15 protein-coding genes are annotated in these 15,671 nt (G+C 63.8%); 8 read left to right on the forward strand and 7 right to left on the reverse strand.

What is annotated here, in order from left to right; genetic code table 11:
* Positions 1-86: 86 nt before the first annotated feature.
* Complete coding sequence (locus ASR47_RS24990) at positions 87-1,760, reverse strand: glycosyltransferase family 39 protein (RefSeq protein ID WP_245714464.1); 1,674 nt, start codon at positions 1,758-1,760, stop codon at positions 87-89.
* Positions 1,757-2,173, reverse strand: coding sequence for an Mth938-like domain-containing protein (locus ASR47_RS24995; protein WP_065310502.1), 417 nt, complete (start codon positions 2,171-2,173; stop codon positions 1,757-1,759). The genes ASR47_RS24990 and ASR47_RS24995 overlap by 4 nt, the downstream gene beginning before the upstream one ends.
* 179 nt (positions 2,174-2,352) lie before the next feature.
* Here ASR47_RS24995 and ASR47_RS27250 point away from each other — a divergent pair, with 179 nt between their 5' ends.
* The 3 genes from ASR47_RS27250 to ASR47_RS25005 all read left to right on the forward strand — a co-directional run bounded on the left by ASR47_RS27250 (position 2,353) and on the right by ASR47_RS25005 (position 5,176).
* A complete protein-coding gene (locus ASR47_RS27250) occupies positions 2,353-2,577 on the forward strand; it encodes a hypothetical protein (protein ID WP_150127966.1) in 225 nt (74 codons plus the stop codon).
* The gene (locus ASR47_RS25000) at positions 2,552-3,781 is read left to right on the forward strand and encodes a pyridoxal phosphate-dependent aminotransferase (protein ID WP_065310503.1); all 1,230 of its coding nucleotides are present in this window, start codon (positions 2,552-2,554) and stop codon (positions 3,779-3,781) included. The genes ASR47_RS27250 and ASR47_RS25000 overlap by 26 nt, the downstream gene beginning before the upstream one ends.
* Before the next feature lie 72 nt (positions 3,782-3,853).
* Positions 3,854-5,176 (forward strand): homoserine dehydrogenase, encoded by a 1,323-nt coding sequence (locus tag ASR47_RS25005; RefSeq protein WP_065310504.1) that lies wholly within the window; start codon positions 3,854-3,856, stop codon positions 5,174-5,176.
* Between the two features lie 134 nt (positions 5,177-5,310).
* Here the strand turns inward: ASR47_RS25005 and ASR47_RS25010 are convergent, their stop codons facing one another.
* The 3 genes from ASR47_RS25010 to ASR47_RS25020 all read right to left on the reverse strand — a co-directional run bounded on the left by ASR47_RS25010 (position 5,311) and on the right by ASR47_RS25020 (position 7,947).
* A complete protein-coding gene (locus ASR47_RS25010) occupies positions 5,311-5,667 on the reverse strand; it encodes a ribonuclease E inhibitor RraB (protein WP_082989164.1) in 357 nt (118 codons plus the stop codon).
* A 64-nt stretch (positions 5,668-5,731) separates the two neighbouring features.
* Complete coding sequence (locus tag ASR47_RS25015; protein WP_065310726.1) at positions 5,732-7,213, reverse strand: sensor histidine kinase; 1,482 nt, start codon at positions 7,211-7,213, stop codon at positions 5,732-5,734.
* A 20-nt stretch (positions 7,214-7,233) separates the two neighbouring features.
* Entirely contained in the window at positions 7,234-7,947 is a 714-nt protein-coding gene (locus ASR47_RS25020; RefSeq protein WP_065310727.1) for a response regulator, read from the reverse strand.
* 187 nt (positions 7,948-8,134) lie between these two features.
* Here ASR47_RS25020 and ASR47_RS25025 point away from each other — a divergent pair, with 187 nt between their 5' ends.
* The 5 genes from ASR47_RS25025 to ASR47_RS25045 all read left to right on the forward strand — a co-directional run bounded on the left by ASR47_RS25025 (position 8,135) and on the right by ASR47_RS25045 (position 14,317).
* A complete protein-coding gene (locus tag ASR47_RS25025; protein WP_065310505.1) occupies positions 8,135-9,196 on the forward strand; it encodes a porin in 1,062 nt (353 codons plus the stop codon).
* Positions 9,197-9,205: 9 nt separating this feature from the next.
* On the forward strand, positions 9,206-10,210 hold the full coding sequence (locus tag ASR47_RS25030) for a tripartite tricarboxylate transporter substrate binding protein (protein ID WP_065310506.1): 1,005 nt from the start codon (positions 9,206-9,208) through the stop codon (positions 10,208-10,210).
* A 42-nt stretch (positions 10,211-10,252) separates the two neighbouring features.
* Positions 10,253-11,350: an ABC transporter substrate-binding protein gene (locus tag ASR47_RS25035; protein ID WP_065310507.1), complete on the forward strand. Its 1,098-nt coding sequence runs from the start codon at positions 10,253-10,255 to the stop codon at positions 11,348-11,350.
* Positions 11,351-11,416: 66 nt separating this feature from the next.
* Entirely contained in the window at positions 11,417-13,207 is a 1,791-nt protein-coding gene (locus tag ASR47_RS25040) for an ABC transporter permease (protein ID WP_065310508.1), read from the forward strand.
* 33 nt (positions 13,208-13,240) lie between these two features.
* Positions 13,241-14,317 (forward strand): ABC transporter ATP-binding protein, encoded by a 1,077-nt coding sequence (locus ASR47_RS25045; RefSeq protein WP_065310509.1) that lies wholly within the window; start codon positions 13,241-13,243, stop codon positions 14,315-14,317.
* 18 nt (positions 14,318-14,335) lie between these two features.
* Here ASR47_RS25045 and ASR47_RS25050 read toward each other — a convergent pair whose 3' ends face one another.
* Entirely contained in the window at positions 14,336-15,121 is a 786-nt protein-coding gene (locus ASR47_RS25050; RefSeq protein WP_065310510.1) for a DUF2145 domain-containing protein, read from the reverse strand.
* Between the two features lie 3 nt (positions 15,122-15,124).
* Positions 15,125-15,547: a hypothetical protein gene (locus ASR47_RS25055; RefSeq protein WP_065310511.1), complete on the reverse strand. Its 423-nt coding sequence runs from the start codon at positions 15,545-15,547 to the stop codon at positions 15,125-15,127.
* Positions 15,548-15,671: the final 124 nt, after the last annotated feature.

The raw sequence follows: 15,671 nt of genomic DNA on the forward strand, positions 1-15,671 counted from the left end.
GAAGGGGTGGCAATGCCGGCCAAGCCTGATGGCTGGCCGGTCTTGCCGGGGTTGCTGCCGTGGCGCAGGCACGCACCACGACTTTATTACAAATTGGCAATGATCATGCGGCGCGCATCTTCGGCCACGACACGCATGGGCACACCGCGGTGTTTCAGGTCTTCATACCGGTCCAGACTGATGATGGCGACGTCGTGGATGCCGGCAGCGGCGTCATTTGTCCATTGCGTGATGAAAGTCTCTATCAGGGGCATCGACAATTCGGGCTGTTGTTTCAGGCCAAAAGCGAATTCATCGGTGTAAGCCACCAGGGTCACCGGCCGCTGCAGATAAAACGTCAGCGACTGTTCATAGATGCCGACCGAGTACAGTTTCGTACCTGGCTTGAGCTCGGCCTGGATCTGCGGCAGCAGGCCGGTGCCGGCGCGGTTCTGGCCATACAGTTCGGAGCCTGCCAGGATGCTGTGGGTGGCCAGGAAGCCTGCCACGGCGACCGTCAGCACGGCCAGGTCGCGCCGCGACTGGCGTTCATGCAACAGCGCCAGCACCCCGCCGGCCATCACCAGGCCGCCTGCCGCCATCACCCACGGCTGGTAGCCGCGCAGCGCCGCCAGGTGCGCCTCGTCGCGCGCCGTGATCACGGCCAGCGTGACCGGCACGGCGACCAGGATGGCCAGGCCCAGCACGGCCAGCGTGCCGGCGAAGATCGTGCGCTGGCGGCGCGAGGCGGCATCGAGAAACAGCGCCGTCAGCAGCGCCAGCGCCGGGTAGATCGGCACGATGTAGCCGGGCAGCTTGGAGGTCGAATAGCTGAAGAACAGGAAAATGAACACGGCCCAGATCAGTATCATCAGGCGCGGCTGGAAGGCGCCGTGCTGACGGCGCATGCTGGCCGCCAGGCTTTGTGGCAACAGGGTGATCCAGGGCAGCAGACCGGGGATCAGGAGCACCAGGAAGTAGTACCAGCCGCCTTCGCGCTTGTGGCCCTTCATCATGAAACGCTGGAAGTGTTCGTGGACAAAGAAGAAATACGGCTGCTCGGGATTGCGCAAGGCCACCAGCACGAACCACGGCGCGGCAATCGCAAAGAACACCAGCATGCCCTTGAGCAGGTGCAAGCGGGTCCAGATGCGCCAGTCGCGCGCGAACAGGCTGTACAGGATCAGCACGGCGCCCGGCAGCACCAGGCCGATCAGGCCCTTGGCCAGCACCGCCAGCGCCATGCCGGCCCAGCACAGCAGCATCCAGTTGCGCCGCTCGCTGGCGGTCGCTTCGTCGCGCTGGGCGATCAGCAGGCTGGCCAGGGTCACGGTCATCATGCCCGACAAGCCCATGTCGAGCGAATTGATCTGGCCCGAAGCGAGCCAGAACAGGCTTGACGCCAGCACCAGGCCCGCATACAGGCCCACCCGTGCTCCGAACACCTTGCGCCCGGCCCAGGCTGTCATGCCGACGCCAAGGATGCCGCATACGCCCGTCCATAGCCGGGCCTGCCATTCACCGAGGCCGAACGCGGCGAAGGTGAGGGCGTTCATCCAGGTCTGCAGCGGGGGTTTTTCGAAATACTTGATGGCGTTCAGGCGCGTGGTGATCCAGTCGCCGCTGGCGAACATCTCGCGCGCCATTTCGGCGTAGCGGCCCTCGTCGGGCGGCACCAGGGTGCGGATGCCCAGCGCATAGACGGTGAGGACGACAAAGACCCCGAACAGGGTCCACAGCGCTGCTTTCGACGCGTGCAGCTCGCGCACCGGCAGGCTCATGCCGGGGTGCCGGCGGTGACAGTCTGTGCTGCGGGCAGGGTTGCGGGCAGAATCAGTGCCAGGGTGACCTTGCGGCCCTCGCCCATCAGGATATTATAGGTGCGGCAGGCGGCCTGGCTGTCCATGCACTCGACGCCGATGCGGCGCATGGTCAGCGCCGCCGTCAGTTTCGGATGCACGAAGCGCTGGCGCTCGCCCGTGCCGAGGATCACCACGTCGGGCGCGTCGGCCAGGATCTGCTCGAAATGGGTTTCGGTCAGGTCCTCGAAACGCGTCACGTCCCAGGCGCGCGGCGCCGTTTCAGGCATCACGATCAGGCTATAGCCGAAATGTTCGGCGTTGATCTCCACGCCGCTGGCGTCATAGCCGGTCACTGTCTGGTATTGCTGGGTGCTGGAAGCGTGCAGTTTCATGGTGGTTCAGGTGCTCAATTCGGTGGATCGGGATGCTTTGTGGTGAAAAAAACATGCGGCGAAGGCCGTCAGGATGCCATAAACATGCTCAAAGAGCGAATGGAAAAGGCTTTCCTTTCCAAAATGCAATCTAGATGTCTACTAACAACATCATCCTAACCAGCGAAGATTAAGAGAACATGAAGAAGCCTGCCCCGCCCGGCTGCCCACTATGCAGGCAGGCGTGGCAGGATGGGCGCGAAATGCTGGGGTTGACCATGTTTAATTTGATAAAATGGCCTGCTTTCGGCGAGAATGCTTGTTTTCGCCTTGCAGTGGCACCGCGATTGACTTCAGGCGCGCAGCCTTCGGCGCGCCGCATCACGACAGGGATTTATTTTGCGACCGATTCAGAAATCGAATAAATTGGCGGATGTCTGTTACGACATCCGCGGCCCGGTCCTGGAAAAATCCAGGCAAATGGAAGAAGAAGGCCACAAGATCACCAAGCTCAACATCGGCAACCTGGCCGTGTTCGGTTTCGATCCGCCCGACGAGATCGTGCGCGACATGATGCTCAACCTGCAAAACGCCGCCGGCTACACCGATTCGAAGGGCATGTTCGCGCCGCGCAAGGCTGTCATGCACTATACGCAAGGCAAGAACATCGCCGGCGTCACCATCGAAGACATTTACCTGGGCAATGGCGCATCCGAACTGATCGTCATGTCGATGAATGCGCTGCTCAACAGCGGCGACGAAGTGCTGGTGCCGGCGCCCGACTACCCGCTGTGGACGGCCGCCGTCAGCCTGTCGGGCGGCAACCCGGTGCATTATGTGTGCGACGAGCAGAACGAGTGGTATCCCGATATCGAGGACATGCGCCGCAAGATTACGCCCAATACCCGCGCCATCGTCGTCATCAACCCGAACAACCCCACCGGCGCGCTGTACCCGGTCGAGGTGCTGTTGCAGATCGTCGAACTGGCGCGCCAGCATCAATTGATCATTTTCGCCGACGAGATCTACGACAAGGTGCTGTACGACGAAGCCGAGCACGTGTCGATCGCCTCGCTGGCCGACGATGTGCTGTTCATTACCCTGAACGGCCTGTCGAAGAACTACCGTTCCTGCGGCTACCGTTCCGGCTGGATGGTGGTGTCGGGCGAAAAACGCCACGCCAGGGACTATATCGAAGGACTGAACATGCTGGCCTCGATGCGCCTGTGCGCCAATGCGCCGGGGCAGTTCGCGATCCAGACGGCGCTGGGCGGCTACCAGAGCATCGACGACCTGGTGGGGCCGGGCGGACGCCTGCTGAAACAGCGCGACCTGGCGCACAAGCTGCTGACCGATATCCCTGGCGTGACCTGCGTCAAGCCCAAGGCCGCGCTGTACATGTTCCCGAAGCTGGACCCGGCCGTCTACCCGATCGCCGACGACCAGCAGTTTGCCTATGAACTGCTGGCCGAGGCCAAGGTGCTGATTGTGCAGGGCACCGGTTTCAACTGGATCGCGCCCGATCATTTCCGCGTCGTCTTCCTGCCGAACTCGGACGACCTGACCGAGGCGATGGGGCGCATTGCGCGCTTCCTCGAAGGTTACCGCAAGCGTCACGGCCGGGTTTGAGCCGGCCAGCAGCAGCATCGATCAACCTGGCGCGGGCGCTTTGCCTGCGCCACTCATGAGCACAAGAACATTATGAAATCCATCAAGATCGGCCTGTTGGGCCTGGGCAATGTAGGCTACGGTACCTTCAGCGTATTGCAGCGCAACCAGGAAGAAATCAAACGCCGCGCCGGCCGCGGCATCGAAGTGGTGGCCGTCGCCGTGCGCGACGTGGCGCGCGCCGAAGGCCTGATCAAGGGTGCTTGCAAGGTGGTCAACGACCCTACCCTCATCGTCAACGACCCCGAAATCGATATCGTCGTCGAACTGATCGGCGGCTACGACCTGTCGAAAACCCTGGTGCTGCAGGCGATCGCCAACGGCAAGCACGTGGTCACCGCCAACAAGGCCCTGCTGGCCGTGCATGGCAACGAGATCTTTGCCGCCGCCCAGGAAAAGGGTGTGATGGTGGCGTTCGAAGCGGCCGTGGCCGGCGGCATTCCGATCATCAAGGCGCTGCGCGAAGGCCTGACGGCCAACCGCATCGAATGGATCGCCGGCATCATCAACGGCACCACCAATTTCATCCTGTCCGAAATGCGCGACAAGGGCCTCGATTTCGCCACCGTGCTCAAGCAAGCGCAAGAACTGGGCTATGCGGAAGCCGACCCGACCTTCGATATCGAAGGCGTGGACGCGGCCCACAAGGCCACCATCATGTCGGCCATCGCCTTCGGCATTCCGGTGCAGTTCGACAAGGCCTACGTGGAAGGCATCAGCAACCTCAATGCGCTCGATATCCGCTATGCCGAAGAACTGGGCTACCGCATCAAGCTGCTGGGCATCACCAAGCGCGCCACCGTCGATGGCGTCGAAGGCATCGAACTGCGCGTGCACCCGACCCTGATCCCGGCCAAGCGCCTGATCGCCAATGTCGAAGGGGCGATGAACGCGGTGCTGGTGCATGGCGACGCCGTCGGCGCCAGCCTGTATTCGGGCCGCGGCGCCGGCGCCGAGCCGACCGCCTCGTCGGTGATCGCCGACCTGGTCGACATCACCCGCCTGGCCACGGCCGACCCGGAACACCGCGTGCCGCACCTGGCGTTCCAGCCGAACGCGATGACCGATATCGCGATTTTGCCGATGTCGGAAATTACCACCAGCTACTACCTGCGCATGCACGTGGCCGACCAGCCCGGCGTGCTGGCCGACCTGACGCGCATCCTGGCCGATCGCGGCATTTCGATCGACGCGATGCTGCAAAAGGAGCCGGCCGAAGGCGAGACGCATACCGACATTATCATGCTGACTCACCAGACGCAGGAGAAAAACGTCACGGCCGCCATCGGACAGATGGAGGCGCTCAATAGCGTGGTGGGCACGGTGACCAAAATCAGGCTGGAAAACCTGAGCTGACATTTTTGCCAGCGCGTAGGTCGGATTGGCGCAGCGTAATCCGACAACATTGTTGGCCTGCCCGGTGGTGGTGTCGGATTACGCGGCTTCGCCGCTAATCCGACCTGCGCGATCTGCATATCCTGATGACGCGGTCATTGTTTTGCTTCACCCACCGGCCCCACATCCATGCCGTCATAGCTGGCCAGTTTCTGTTCCAGCGCGAACTGCTGCAGCTCGCCATTGCGCGCGTGCAGGCTGTCGACATTGTGCACTTCCGCTTTTTCCACGTGCAGCACCCACACCGGTGGCGCGGCCGCGTCTTCGAGTTCGGGCTGGTACAGCTCGACCGGGCGGTAGCCGTCGATGGCCAGCACGCCGGCCGCCTGCTCCAGCGCTTCCGGCGTCGGGTTGGTGAAGTAGTATCCCCACAGCAGCGGCGCTGTCAGGTCCCAGGGCGCGTTTTCGGCGATATTGTCAAACAGTTCGGTCACTTCTTCTCTGGTCATCATGGCATGTGTCCTGGTTGGATAGGCAGGGCGCGATGGTAACATCGGCAGCGCGCGTACACCAGTTTCAATCGCCGGCGCCGTGTCCCTTGAACCGCACGCGCACCAGCAAACCCTTGCCATTGTCGGCGTTGGCCAGTTCCAGCCGTGCGCCGTGCAGGGCGGCGATATCGCGCACGATGGCCAGGCCCAGGCCGGCGCCGCCCGGATTGCGTTCCAGCGCCGACGATACGCGGTAGAAGGGCGTAAACACCCGCTCGCGCTCGGCTTCGGGGATGCCGGCGCCGCTGTCCTGCACTTCCAGCACCGGGCCCTGGCCGGGCTGCTCCGGCGGATGCACGCGCAGCGCCACGCTGCCGCCGGGCGGCGTGTAGCGCAGCGCATTGTCGACCAGGTTGACCAGCAGTTCATGCAGCAGCAGGGCCTGGCCCTGCACCATCGCGTCGAGCTCGGCGTCGAGCGAGAGGTCGATCTCGCGGCCCACCGCCGCCATCGCCATTTCCGATCCCACCTGCTGCGCCAGTTCGCGCAGCGACACGGTTTCCATCAGCAGATGTTCGCCGCCATGCTCGATGCGCGCCAGGGTCAGCAGGCGGTTCGCCAGCAGCACGGTCGAATCGGTGGTGGCGGCGATGCTGGCGACGATGTCGCGCAGGGCGGCCACCGCCTGCGGGTTGTCAGGCTGGCGGTCGCAGGCGCGCAGCGCCAGCTCGGCCTGGGTTTTGAGCACCGTCAGCGGCGTGCGCAGCTGGTGCGAAGCATCGGCGATAAAGCGGCGCTGGCTGGCGATCAGCTGCTGCAGCCTGGCCATCGAGCCGTTCATGGCCGAGACCAGCGGGCGCATTTCGCGGTGCACCAGCGCCGGGTCGACGTCCGACAGGTCGGACAGGGCGCGCGTTTCGACTTCGGTCTTCAGGCGCATCAGCGGACGCAGCACCAGGCGCACGGCAAACCAGACCAGCGCCGCCATCACCAGCACCATCGCCGCCTGCCACCTCAATGTATCGAACAGGATCTGGTTCGACAGGCCGCGCCGCGCGTCCAGCGTTTCGCCGACCTGGATCAGGGCGATGCCGCGCATGGAATCGTCATACACGGGCTGCAGCAGGGCGGCGATGCGGATCGGCTTGCCGTGGTAGTCGGCGTGATAGAAGCGCACCAGCGCCGGGTAGTTCTGCGAACGCGGCACATTGGCCGGCACCGCCGGCAAGTCGCCATAGCCCGATACCAGCTCGCCATTGATGCCGGTGACCTTGTAGTAGATGCGGCCCAGGGTGTCGGTCTCGAAGCTGTCGAGCGCCACGTAGGGCACGTCGGCCACCACCTTGCCGCGTTCGATGGAAACCCGTTCGGCCAGCGCCCGCGTCGAGGCCAGCAAGGAGCGGTCATAGGCCATGTCGGCCGCGTCGAGCGCATTGCGGTAGACAAACACGGCGTCGAGCAGCACCAGCATCACCAGCGGGATCAAGAGCCAGCGCAGCAACTGGTTGCGCAGGCTGCCCAGGCGCCGCGCCTGCAGGTGGCGCTGCAAGCGTTCCAGCCAGCTCAGTCGGCGTTCGGTGCCGGGCTTCACTTGGCGGCGGCGGCCGGCATGGCGCTGCGTGGCTGCAGCAGGTAGCCGATGCCGCGCAGGGTGGTGATGGCGGCCGGGTCGGCGAGGTCGCCCTGTTCGAGTTTTTTGCGCACGCGGTGTATCAGCAGTTCGATGGCGTCGAGGTTGACGTCGTCGGCCAGCGCGAACACCTCGTCGAACAGTTTTTCCTTCGATACGGCGCGGCCCAGGCGCGTGATCAGCGCCTCGAGCACGGCGTGTTCGCGCGGCGTCAGGGCCATCGCCTTGCCGCCATAGCTGAACATGCGCGTGATGGTGTCGAAACTGAGCGCGCCGCAGTTGTGCACCAGCGCTTCGTTGCCCTGGCTGCGGCGCAGCAGCGCTTTCACGCGCGCTTCGAGTTCGGCCAGTTCGAACGGCTTGGCCAGGTAGTCGTCGGCGCCCAGGTTCAGGCCCTGGACTTTTTCATCGATGCCGCCGCGCGCCGTCAGTATCATGACGGGCGTCTTGGCGCGCGTGCCGCCGCGCGCGCGCAGCCGGCGCAGCACGTCCAGGCCGTCCATTTTCGGCAGCGACAGGTCGAGCAGCACCAGCGAATAATCCTGGGTGTGCAGCAGGGCGTCGGCGTCGGCGCCGTTATGGGCTGTCTCCACCGTCAGGTGCGCGTCGCGCAAGGCTTTCGCCAGCCAGTGCGACAGCTCCAGATGGTCTTCCACTAATAATATGCGCATGGTCTCCGCCATTCGTTGTTATGGCTGCAGTGTAAGCCAGGCGCGACATTTTTGGGCCGCTTGTGGCTGGCCGGCGACAGCGGTGATGCTGAAAGCCAATTGAAAGGATGGCGGCCATATAGTGTGATCCTGATTCAGAAAACGAATCAGGCATATCACCAAAAAATATAACTATCGGGAGACTCCTGTGAAGAACACCGCATTGCCCCTGGCCGCTTTGGCCTTGTTTGTTACCGCCGGCGCCGCCCAGGCGCAGTCCAACGTCACCTTGTACGGCCGTCTCGACGCCGGCTTCAGCACCACCACCAATGCCAGTGCATCGAAAAGCTCGGTCACGCAACTGAGCTCGGGCGGCATGAATACCTCGCGCTGGGGCATCCTCGGCAGCGAAGACCTCGGCGGCGGCCTGAAAGCCGTGTTCAACCTCGAAGGCGGCATCCTGGTCGATACTGGCGCGGCCGACGGCGCGCTGTTCAAGCGCCAGGCCAACGTGGGGCTGGAAGGCGCCTTCGGCCGCGTGGTGCTGGGCCGCTCGTTTACCACCGTGTACGACTTCGTGCTGCCCTACGATCCGATGGCCTACGCGCCGTTCTATTCCTGGGCCACCTCGGCCAACGCCACAGGCCCCAGCAAATACGGCATGACCACCGCCTTCGACAACCTGGTCAAGTATTCGGGCAAGACCGGCGGCTTCAGCTACGGCGCTTCCTACGGCTTCGGCGAACAGAGCAGCAGCAGCTCGGACAGCGCCAAGCTGTCGACCGCCCTCAACTACAAGACCGGCCCGGTCAGCGTGCTGGCCACCTACGAGCGCATCAACGGCAACACGATCGCCGGCGGCGCGCGCGACAAGAACACGGTGGTGCACCTGGGCGCCATGTATGACGAGGGTCCGTGGAAGCTGCAAGTTGCCGCGCGCGACTACAAGCTCGATCCGGCCGCCGCCAACCGCGCCGACGTGCGCGGCACCATGTACTGGGGCGGCGTCAGCTACAAGACCACGCCAGCGATCACCCTGACCGGCGTGGTGTACTACCAGAACGTGAAAAACGTCGCCGCCAATGTCGACGCCGATCCGGTCATGTACGTGGCGCGCCTGCGCTATGCCCTGTCCAAGCGCACCGACCTGTATCTGGCCGGCGCCTACGCCAAGGCCAAGCATGGTCAACTGGTCAGCCTGTCGCGCGACGACGCCGGTTTCGGCGACACGCAGCGCGGCCTGATCGCCGGCATCCAGCACCGCTTCTAAGGCAGGGCCATGCTGCGCACCGCCTTCCTGCCGCTGCTGTCGCTGTTGTTTTCGCTGCTGGCGCTGCCCGCGCCGGCAGGGGCAGCCGCGCCTGAAGTCGACTGCGTGGTGCCGTCCAAGCCCGGCGGCGCCATGGATCTGACTTGCAAGCTGGCCAAACATGGCCTGCTGCAGCCCGATCCGGCCGCCGGCACGGCGGCGCCGTTCGCCTCCTCGGTGCGCATCAGCTACCTGCCGGGCGGCATCGGCGCGGTGGCCTGGCGCTCGATGGGCTCGCAGCGGCGCCGCGCCGAAGCCAACACCCTGGTGGTGTTTTCGGGCGGCTCGCTGCTGAACCTGGCGCAAGGCAAGTTCGGCAACGCCAAGCCTGGCGACGTGCGCTGGGTGGCGGCGCTGGGCGCCGACTACGGCATGATCGCCGTGCGCAACGATTCACCTTATAAAACCCTGGGCGACCTGATCGCCGCGCTCAAGCGCCATCCCGACAAGGTGCTGATCGGCGTGTCCGGCACCATCGGCAGCCAGGACTGGCTGAAGATGGCGCTGGTGGCGCGCCAGGCCGGCATCGATCCGAAAGTGCTGCGTTTCGTGGCGCTGGAGGGCGGTGGCGAGATCTTCACCGCGATGCAGGCCGACTATGTGCAGGTGATGTCGGGCGATACGTCCGAAGCGACCCTGAACGCCGGCCAGAACCATGCGCGCGTGCTGGCGGTGCTGTCCGAAAAACGCCTGTCCGGCGTGCTGGCCAGCGTGCCGACGGCGCGCGAGCAGGGCATCGACGTGGTGTGGCCCATCATCCGCGGCCTGTGGATGGGGCCGCAAGTGCCGGAGCCCGATTACCGGCGCTGGGTGGCCACGTTTGACCGTGCCATGGCCACGCCGGAGTTTGCCCACTGGCGCACGCAGGCGGGCATGTATCCGTTCGCGCTGACGGGCGACAAATTGACACAGTACGTGAACCAGGCAGTCGAACGGTATTCCAGGCAGGCCGCCGAACTGGGCCTGATGCGCTGACACCCATAGCAGCACCCACAACAATCACAGACGGAGACAACCATGCAAACCAAGACCATCCTCGCCATCGCCGTGGCCGCCGCTTTCGCCGGCAGCACCGGCGCCGCATTCGCCCAGGTGCCGGCGGGCTATCCGGCCGACTACCAGAAGATCATCGACGCGGCCAAGAAAGAAGGCAAGGTGGTGATCTACAGCGCCACCGACAGCAAGGCCGCCGCGCCGCTGATCAAGGATTTCAGCGCCCTGTACCCTGGCATTTCGGTCGAATACAACGACATGAATTCGACCGAAGTGTATAACCGCTTCATTTCCGAAGTGGCCGCCGGCGGCAACACGGCCGACGTGATGTGGTCGTCGGCGATGGACTTGCAGATGCGCCTGGCCTCGGACGGCTACGCACTGAAATACAAGTCGGTCGAAGCGGCCAAGATCCCCGGCTGGGCCATGTGGGACGACCAGGCCTACGGCACCACGTTCGAGCCGGCCGCCATCGTCTACAACAAGCGGCTGCTCGATCCCAAGGAAGTGCCGAAGAACCACGACGACTTCGTGAAACTGATCGCCATGCCGAAATTCAAGGACAAGGTCACCACCTACGATATCGAAAAATCGGGCGTGGGCTTCATGTTCATGTCGCAGGACGCCAAGGAATACCCGCAGTTTCTCGCGTTGCAAAACGCCTTCGGCACCGCCAAGGTGCGCGTGCAGTCGTCGACCGGCACCATGATGGAGCGCATCTCGTCGGGCGAAAACCTGATCGGCTATAACGTGCTGGGCTCCTACGCCCTGGTGCGCGCCAAGACCGACCCGTCGATCGGCGTGGTGCTGCCCAAGGATTACACGTTGATCCTGTCGCGCGTGCAGTTCATCAACAAGAACGCGAAAAATGTCAACGCCAGCAAGCTGTGGCTCGATTACATCCTGTCGCACCGCGGCCAGACCATCATCTCGAACGGCGCCAAGCTGTACGCGATCCGCGCCGACGTCACCGGCGAGACCACTTCGGCCGACCTGATCAAGGAAATCGGCGCGGCCAACGTCAAGCCGGTGCCGGTGCACCCGATCATCCTGCAGTTCCTGGGACCGGCCAAGCGCATGGCCTTCCTCAAACAATGGAAAGAAACAGCCGGCAAAAAATAATGCCGTCCTGGCCCTGCGCGGGTTCTCCCGCGCAGGGATGCCGCACCCTCATTCATTGGATTCATCATGCAAACTGCTATCTTGCCGCTGCCTGCACGGTCGCGCTCTCCCTTGTCGCGCCTGAACTGGTCGCGCGGCGTGGTCGTGGCGATCACCATGGTCGCCATTTTCCTGCCGCTGTTCCTGATTTTCTATCAAAGCTTTTTGTCGGCGCCGTTCTTCATGCCGGTGCGCGAATTCGGCTTCGATTCCTACCGTTTCATCCTCGATGATCCCGATTTTTCGATGGCCTTCAAGAACGGTCTGATGCTCGCCTGCGGCCTGACCCTGATCGCCGTGCCGCTGGGCGGCATGCTGGCCTTTTTGATGGTGCGCACCGACCTGCCGGGCCGCAGCTGGGTCGCGCCGATGCTGCTGGTGCCGATTTTTGTCTCGCCGATGGTGATGGGCTTTGGCTATGTGGTGTCGATGGGCCCGGTGGGCTTCTACTCGACCTGGGCCAAGGAACTGCTCGGCTTCGTGCCCTGGAATATCTATTCCTTCACCAGCATCGTCATTATCGCTGGCCTCACGCACGTGCCGCACGTGTATCTGTACGCCTCGTCGGCGCTGAAAAGCCTGGGTTCGGATGTGGAAGAAGCGGCCCGCGTGGCCGGCGCCTCGCCGGTGCAGGTGATGATGAATGTGTCGCTGCCGATGATCATGCCGGCGCTGGCTTATGCCGGGGTGCTGGTGTTCTTCCTCGGCTTCGAGGTGTTCGGCCTGGTGCTGGTGCTGGGCGACCCGGAAGGCCACCTGGTGCTGCCGACCTATCTGTACAAGCTGACCAACAAGCTCGGCACGCCGTCGTACCACCTGATGGCCGCCGTCGCCGTCTGCCTGGTGATGGTGACCTTGCCGCTGGTGATGATACAGCGCTGGCTGCTCAAATCGGCCAACAAATACGTGTCGATCAAGGGCAAGGGCGCGCGCAGCAAGGTCATGCCGCTGGGCCGCTGGAAGTGGCTGGCGTTCGCATTGCTGGCCGGCTGGCTGATCTTCACCATCATCATGCCATTGACCGGCATCGTGCTGCGTTCCTTCGTGCAGTACTGGGGCGAGGGCGTGCACCTGGCCGATGTATTGACCCTGCAGCATTTCCGCGACATTTTCGACCAGCCTTCGCTGGTGCGCGGCATCGTCAACACCATCCTGATCGGCGTGGTCGGCGGCGCGCTGGCCGTCGGCTGCTACAGCTTCATCGCGCTGGCCATGCACCGCAAGCAGGACGGCATTACTCGCCTGCTCGACTACAGCGTGCTGGTGCCGCGCGCCGTGCCAGGCCTCTTGGCCGGCCTGTCGTTCCTGTGGGTGTTCCTGTTCGTGCCGGCCTGGCTCGACGGCGTCTTGAAGGGCATGGACAACGGCGTGGCCCTGTGGCTGAGCGGCCATGTGATCCCGGTGCTGCGCGAGGTGCGCTCGACCATCTTCGCCCTGTGGCTGGCCTATTCGGTGGTGTGGATGGCCTACGGCATGCGCCTGATTTCGACCGCGCTGCTGCAGGTGGGGCCGGAGCTGGAAGAAGCGGCGCGCGCCGTTGGCGCCAACCGCGGCCAGGTGACGCGTGACGTCACGCTGCCTTTGATCAAATACGGCCTGCTGGGCGCCTGGCTGATGGTGTTTTTGATTTTCGAACGCGAATACTCGACCGGCGTGTACCTGCTCTCGCCGGGCACCGAAGTGATCGGCGCGATGCTGGTGTCGCTGTGGGCGGGCGGCTCGACCGACCTGGTGGCGGCGCTGTCGTTCATCAACATCACGCTGGTGGCCATCGGCCTGGGCATCGCGCTGCGCTTTGGCGTCAAGTTACATAACTAAAGCTACACAACTAAAACAGACTGAGACCCTATCATGAATGAACTGACCGTCAATGAGCTGTACCTGGACTACGGCACCGGCGCCTCCGCCAACCAGATACTGAAAGGTGTCTCGATGCACCTGAAAAAAGGCGAAGTGGTCGCCTTGCTGGGGCCTTCGGGCAGCGGCAAGACCACCTTGCTGCGCGCCGTCGCCGGGCTGGAAAGCCCGAAAGCGGGCACCATCGAAATCGGTGCGCGCAATGTGTTCGACGGCGCGAAACACTTCGAGATGCCGGCCGAACAGCGCAACCTGGGCCTGGTGTTCCAGTCATATGCGCTGTGGCCGCACAAGACCGTGTTCGACAACGTCGCCTACGGCCTGAAACTGCGCAAGATGGGCACTTCCGATATCGCCGAACGCGTCAAGGAGGTGCTGACGCAACTGGGCCTGGGCCACCTGGGCGAGCGCTATCCGCATCAGTTGTCCGGTGGCCAGCAGCAGCGCGTGGCGATCGCCAGGGCGCTGGTGTACAACCCGCCCGTGATCCTGCTCGACGAACCGCTGTCGAACCTGGACGCCAAGCTGCGCGAGGAAGCGCGTGCGTTTTTGCGCGAACTGATCGTGCGCCTGGGCCTGTCGGCGCTGATGGTAACCCACGACCAGGGCGAGGCGATGGCCATTTCGGACCGCATCCTGCTGCTCAATAACGGCAAGATCGAGCAGCAGGGCACGCCGCAGAGCATGTATGAAACGCCGGACACCCTGTTTACGGCCGAATTCATGGGCAGCAATAACCGCCTGCCGGGCAAGGTCGTGCGGCGCGACGGCAACCGGGTCAGCCTGCAGATCGACGGCGCGCCGCTGCAGGGCGTGGCGCGCGGCGTCAATACGGCTGCGGAAGTGACCACCATGATACGCGTGGAAGAAGTGAAGGTCAGCGCCACCCAGGTGGAGAACGCGATCGAGCTGCCGCTGTTGACCTGCATGTACCTGGGCGACCGCTGGGAGTGCCTGTTCGAGCGTGGCGGCGGCGCCGATAACCTCAGCCTGCGCGCCTATTCGCGCCACAAGCTGGAAGCGGGCAAATACTGGCTGCACATGCCGGCCGATAAGCTCTGGGTGTTTTAAGCGTTTGGTGCGTGGCGATCAGTCGCCGCGCACCACGATTTCCTGCGACTGCGGCTCGCGCTGGCGCACGAAGCGCACGATGGAGTCGACGCTGACGACGTCGATCTGGCGCGTCATGCGGCGCTCGAACGGGTGGTCGTCAAAGGCGATATTGGCGCGGAACATGCGCCCGCCCAGGCGCGTGGCGGCGGGGATGCTCAGCGTCTGCGGCACGTAGCTGGCGCTTTGCAGCCAGGTTTGCGCTTCGGCCCGCGTCTCGATCTTGCCCGGCGCATTGCTGGCCGCGGCCAGCGTTTCGAGCACCCACTGGTTGGAATTCTGGTATTTGGTCGAAAACGGATAGGCCAGCATATTGTAGTGCGCCTCGTGCAGCCGCTTCGGCGTGTTCGAGGCCAGCAGGCGCGCCAGCTGCTGCTGCAGTTCCGGCGACGGGATCATGATCAGTCCCTCGTACATGAACACATCGCTCATGAAAAAATTGCCCAGGCCTTCGTTGTACAGCGACGACTGCGCCGTGCCACATTCATTGAGTTCATGCACCACCAGCCAGCGGCCGTTCGGATGGTCGCGCCAGGCCAGCGCCATGTGCGAATAGCGCAGCTGGTATTTGGACAAGTCCTGCCCGGCGCGCGCCAGCAGTGCCACCTGGGCGCCGGAGGCGTCGAGCGCCTGCAGGGTCTTTTGCGCCAGCGCCATCGATTTCACCACATCGTTGGCTTCGGCCGGTTTTTCTTCGCACGGGCGCCCCGCATGGGCGGCGCCGGCCAGCAGCAGGCTCAATACCAGGGCGGTCAGCTGTTTCATGGCTTATACCTTCGAGTGATACAGCAGCGACTTGCCCAGTTCGTTCGGGATAAAGGCGATCGCCTTGCCCGACGCCACCAGCACGTGGCCGGTGGACACCGCCACCACGCTCACCACCGTGCCGACCGCCAGCGACAGGCCTTGCGCCGCCTGGCCGCTCAGTTGCACCGAGGCGCTGCCGGCTTCGGATGCGCCTTTCAGGACGATGACGACGCCTTCGCCGACCGCTTCCAGGCTGGCGATCATCACCTGGCCCGAGGCGACCAGCATCGACATCGAGCCGGCCACCACCACGGCCGAACCCTGGCTCAGGTTTTGCGAACCGCGCGACAGGTTTTCGGAGGCGGCTGCCTGCGCCATGGCCGGCAAGGCGACGGACAGGCTCAGGGCCAGGTACAGGGGCAACAAACGGGTGCTCAGCTTCATGGTGTTTCTCCTTCAGGGTGGCCGAATTGGCATGACCATCATTGTCGATGCGGCGAGTCTGGTCAATGTAAATGCTACTCGTAGTGGGCGGCCATACTGCGGGTATCACTTTTTGATACTATGT

Origin of the sequence: Janthinobacterium psychrotolerans (genome assembly GCF_001677885.1) — a bacterium.
In the GTDB taxonomy this organism is placed as follows: Bacteria; Pseudomonadota; Gammaproteobacteria; order Burkholderiales; family Burkholderiaceae_D; genus Janthinobacterium; species Janthinobacterium psychrotolerans.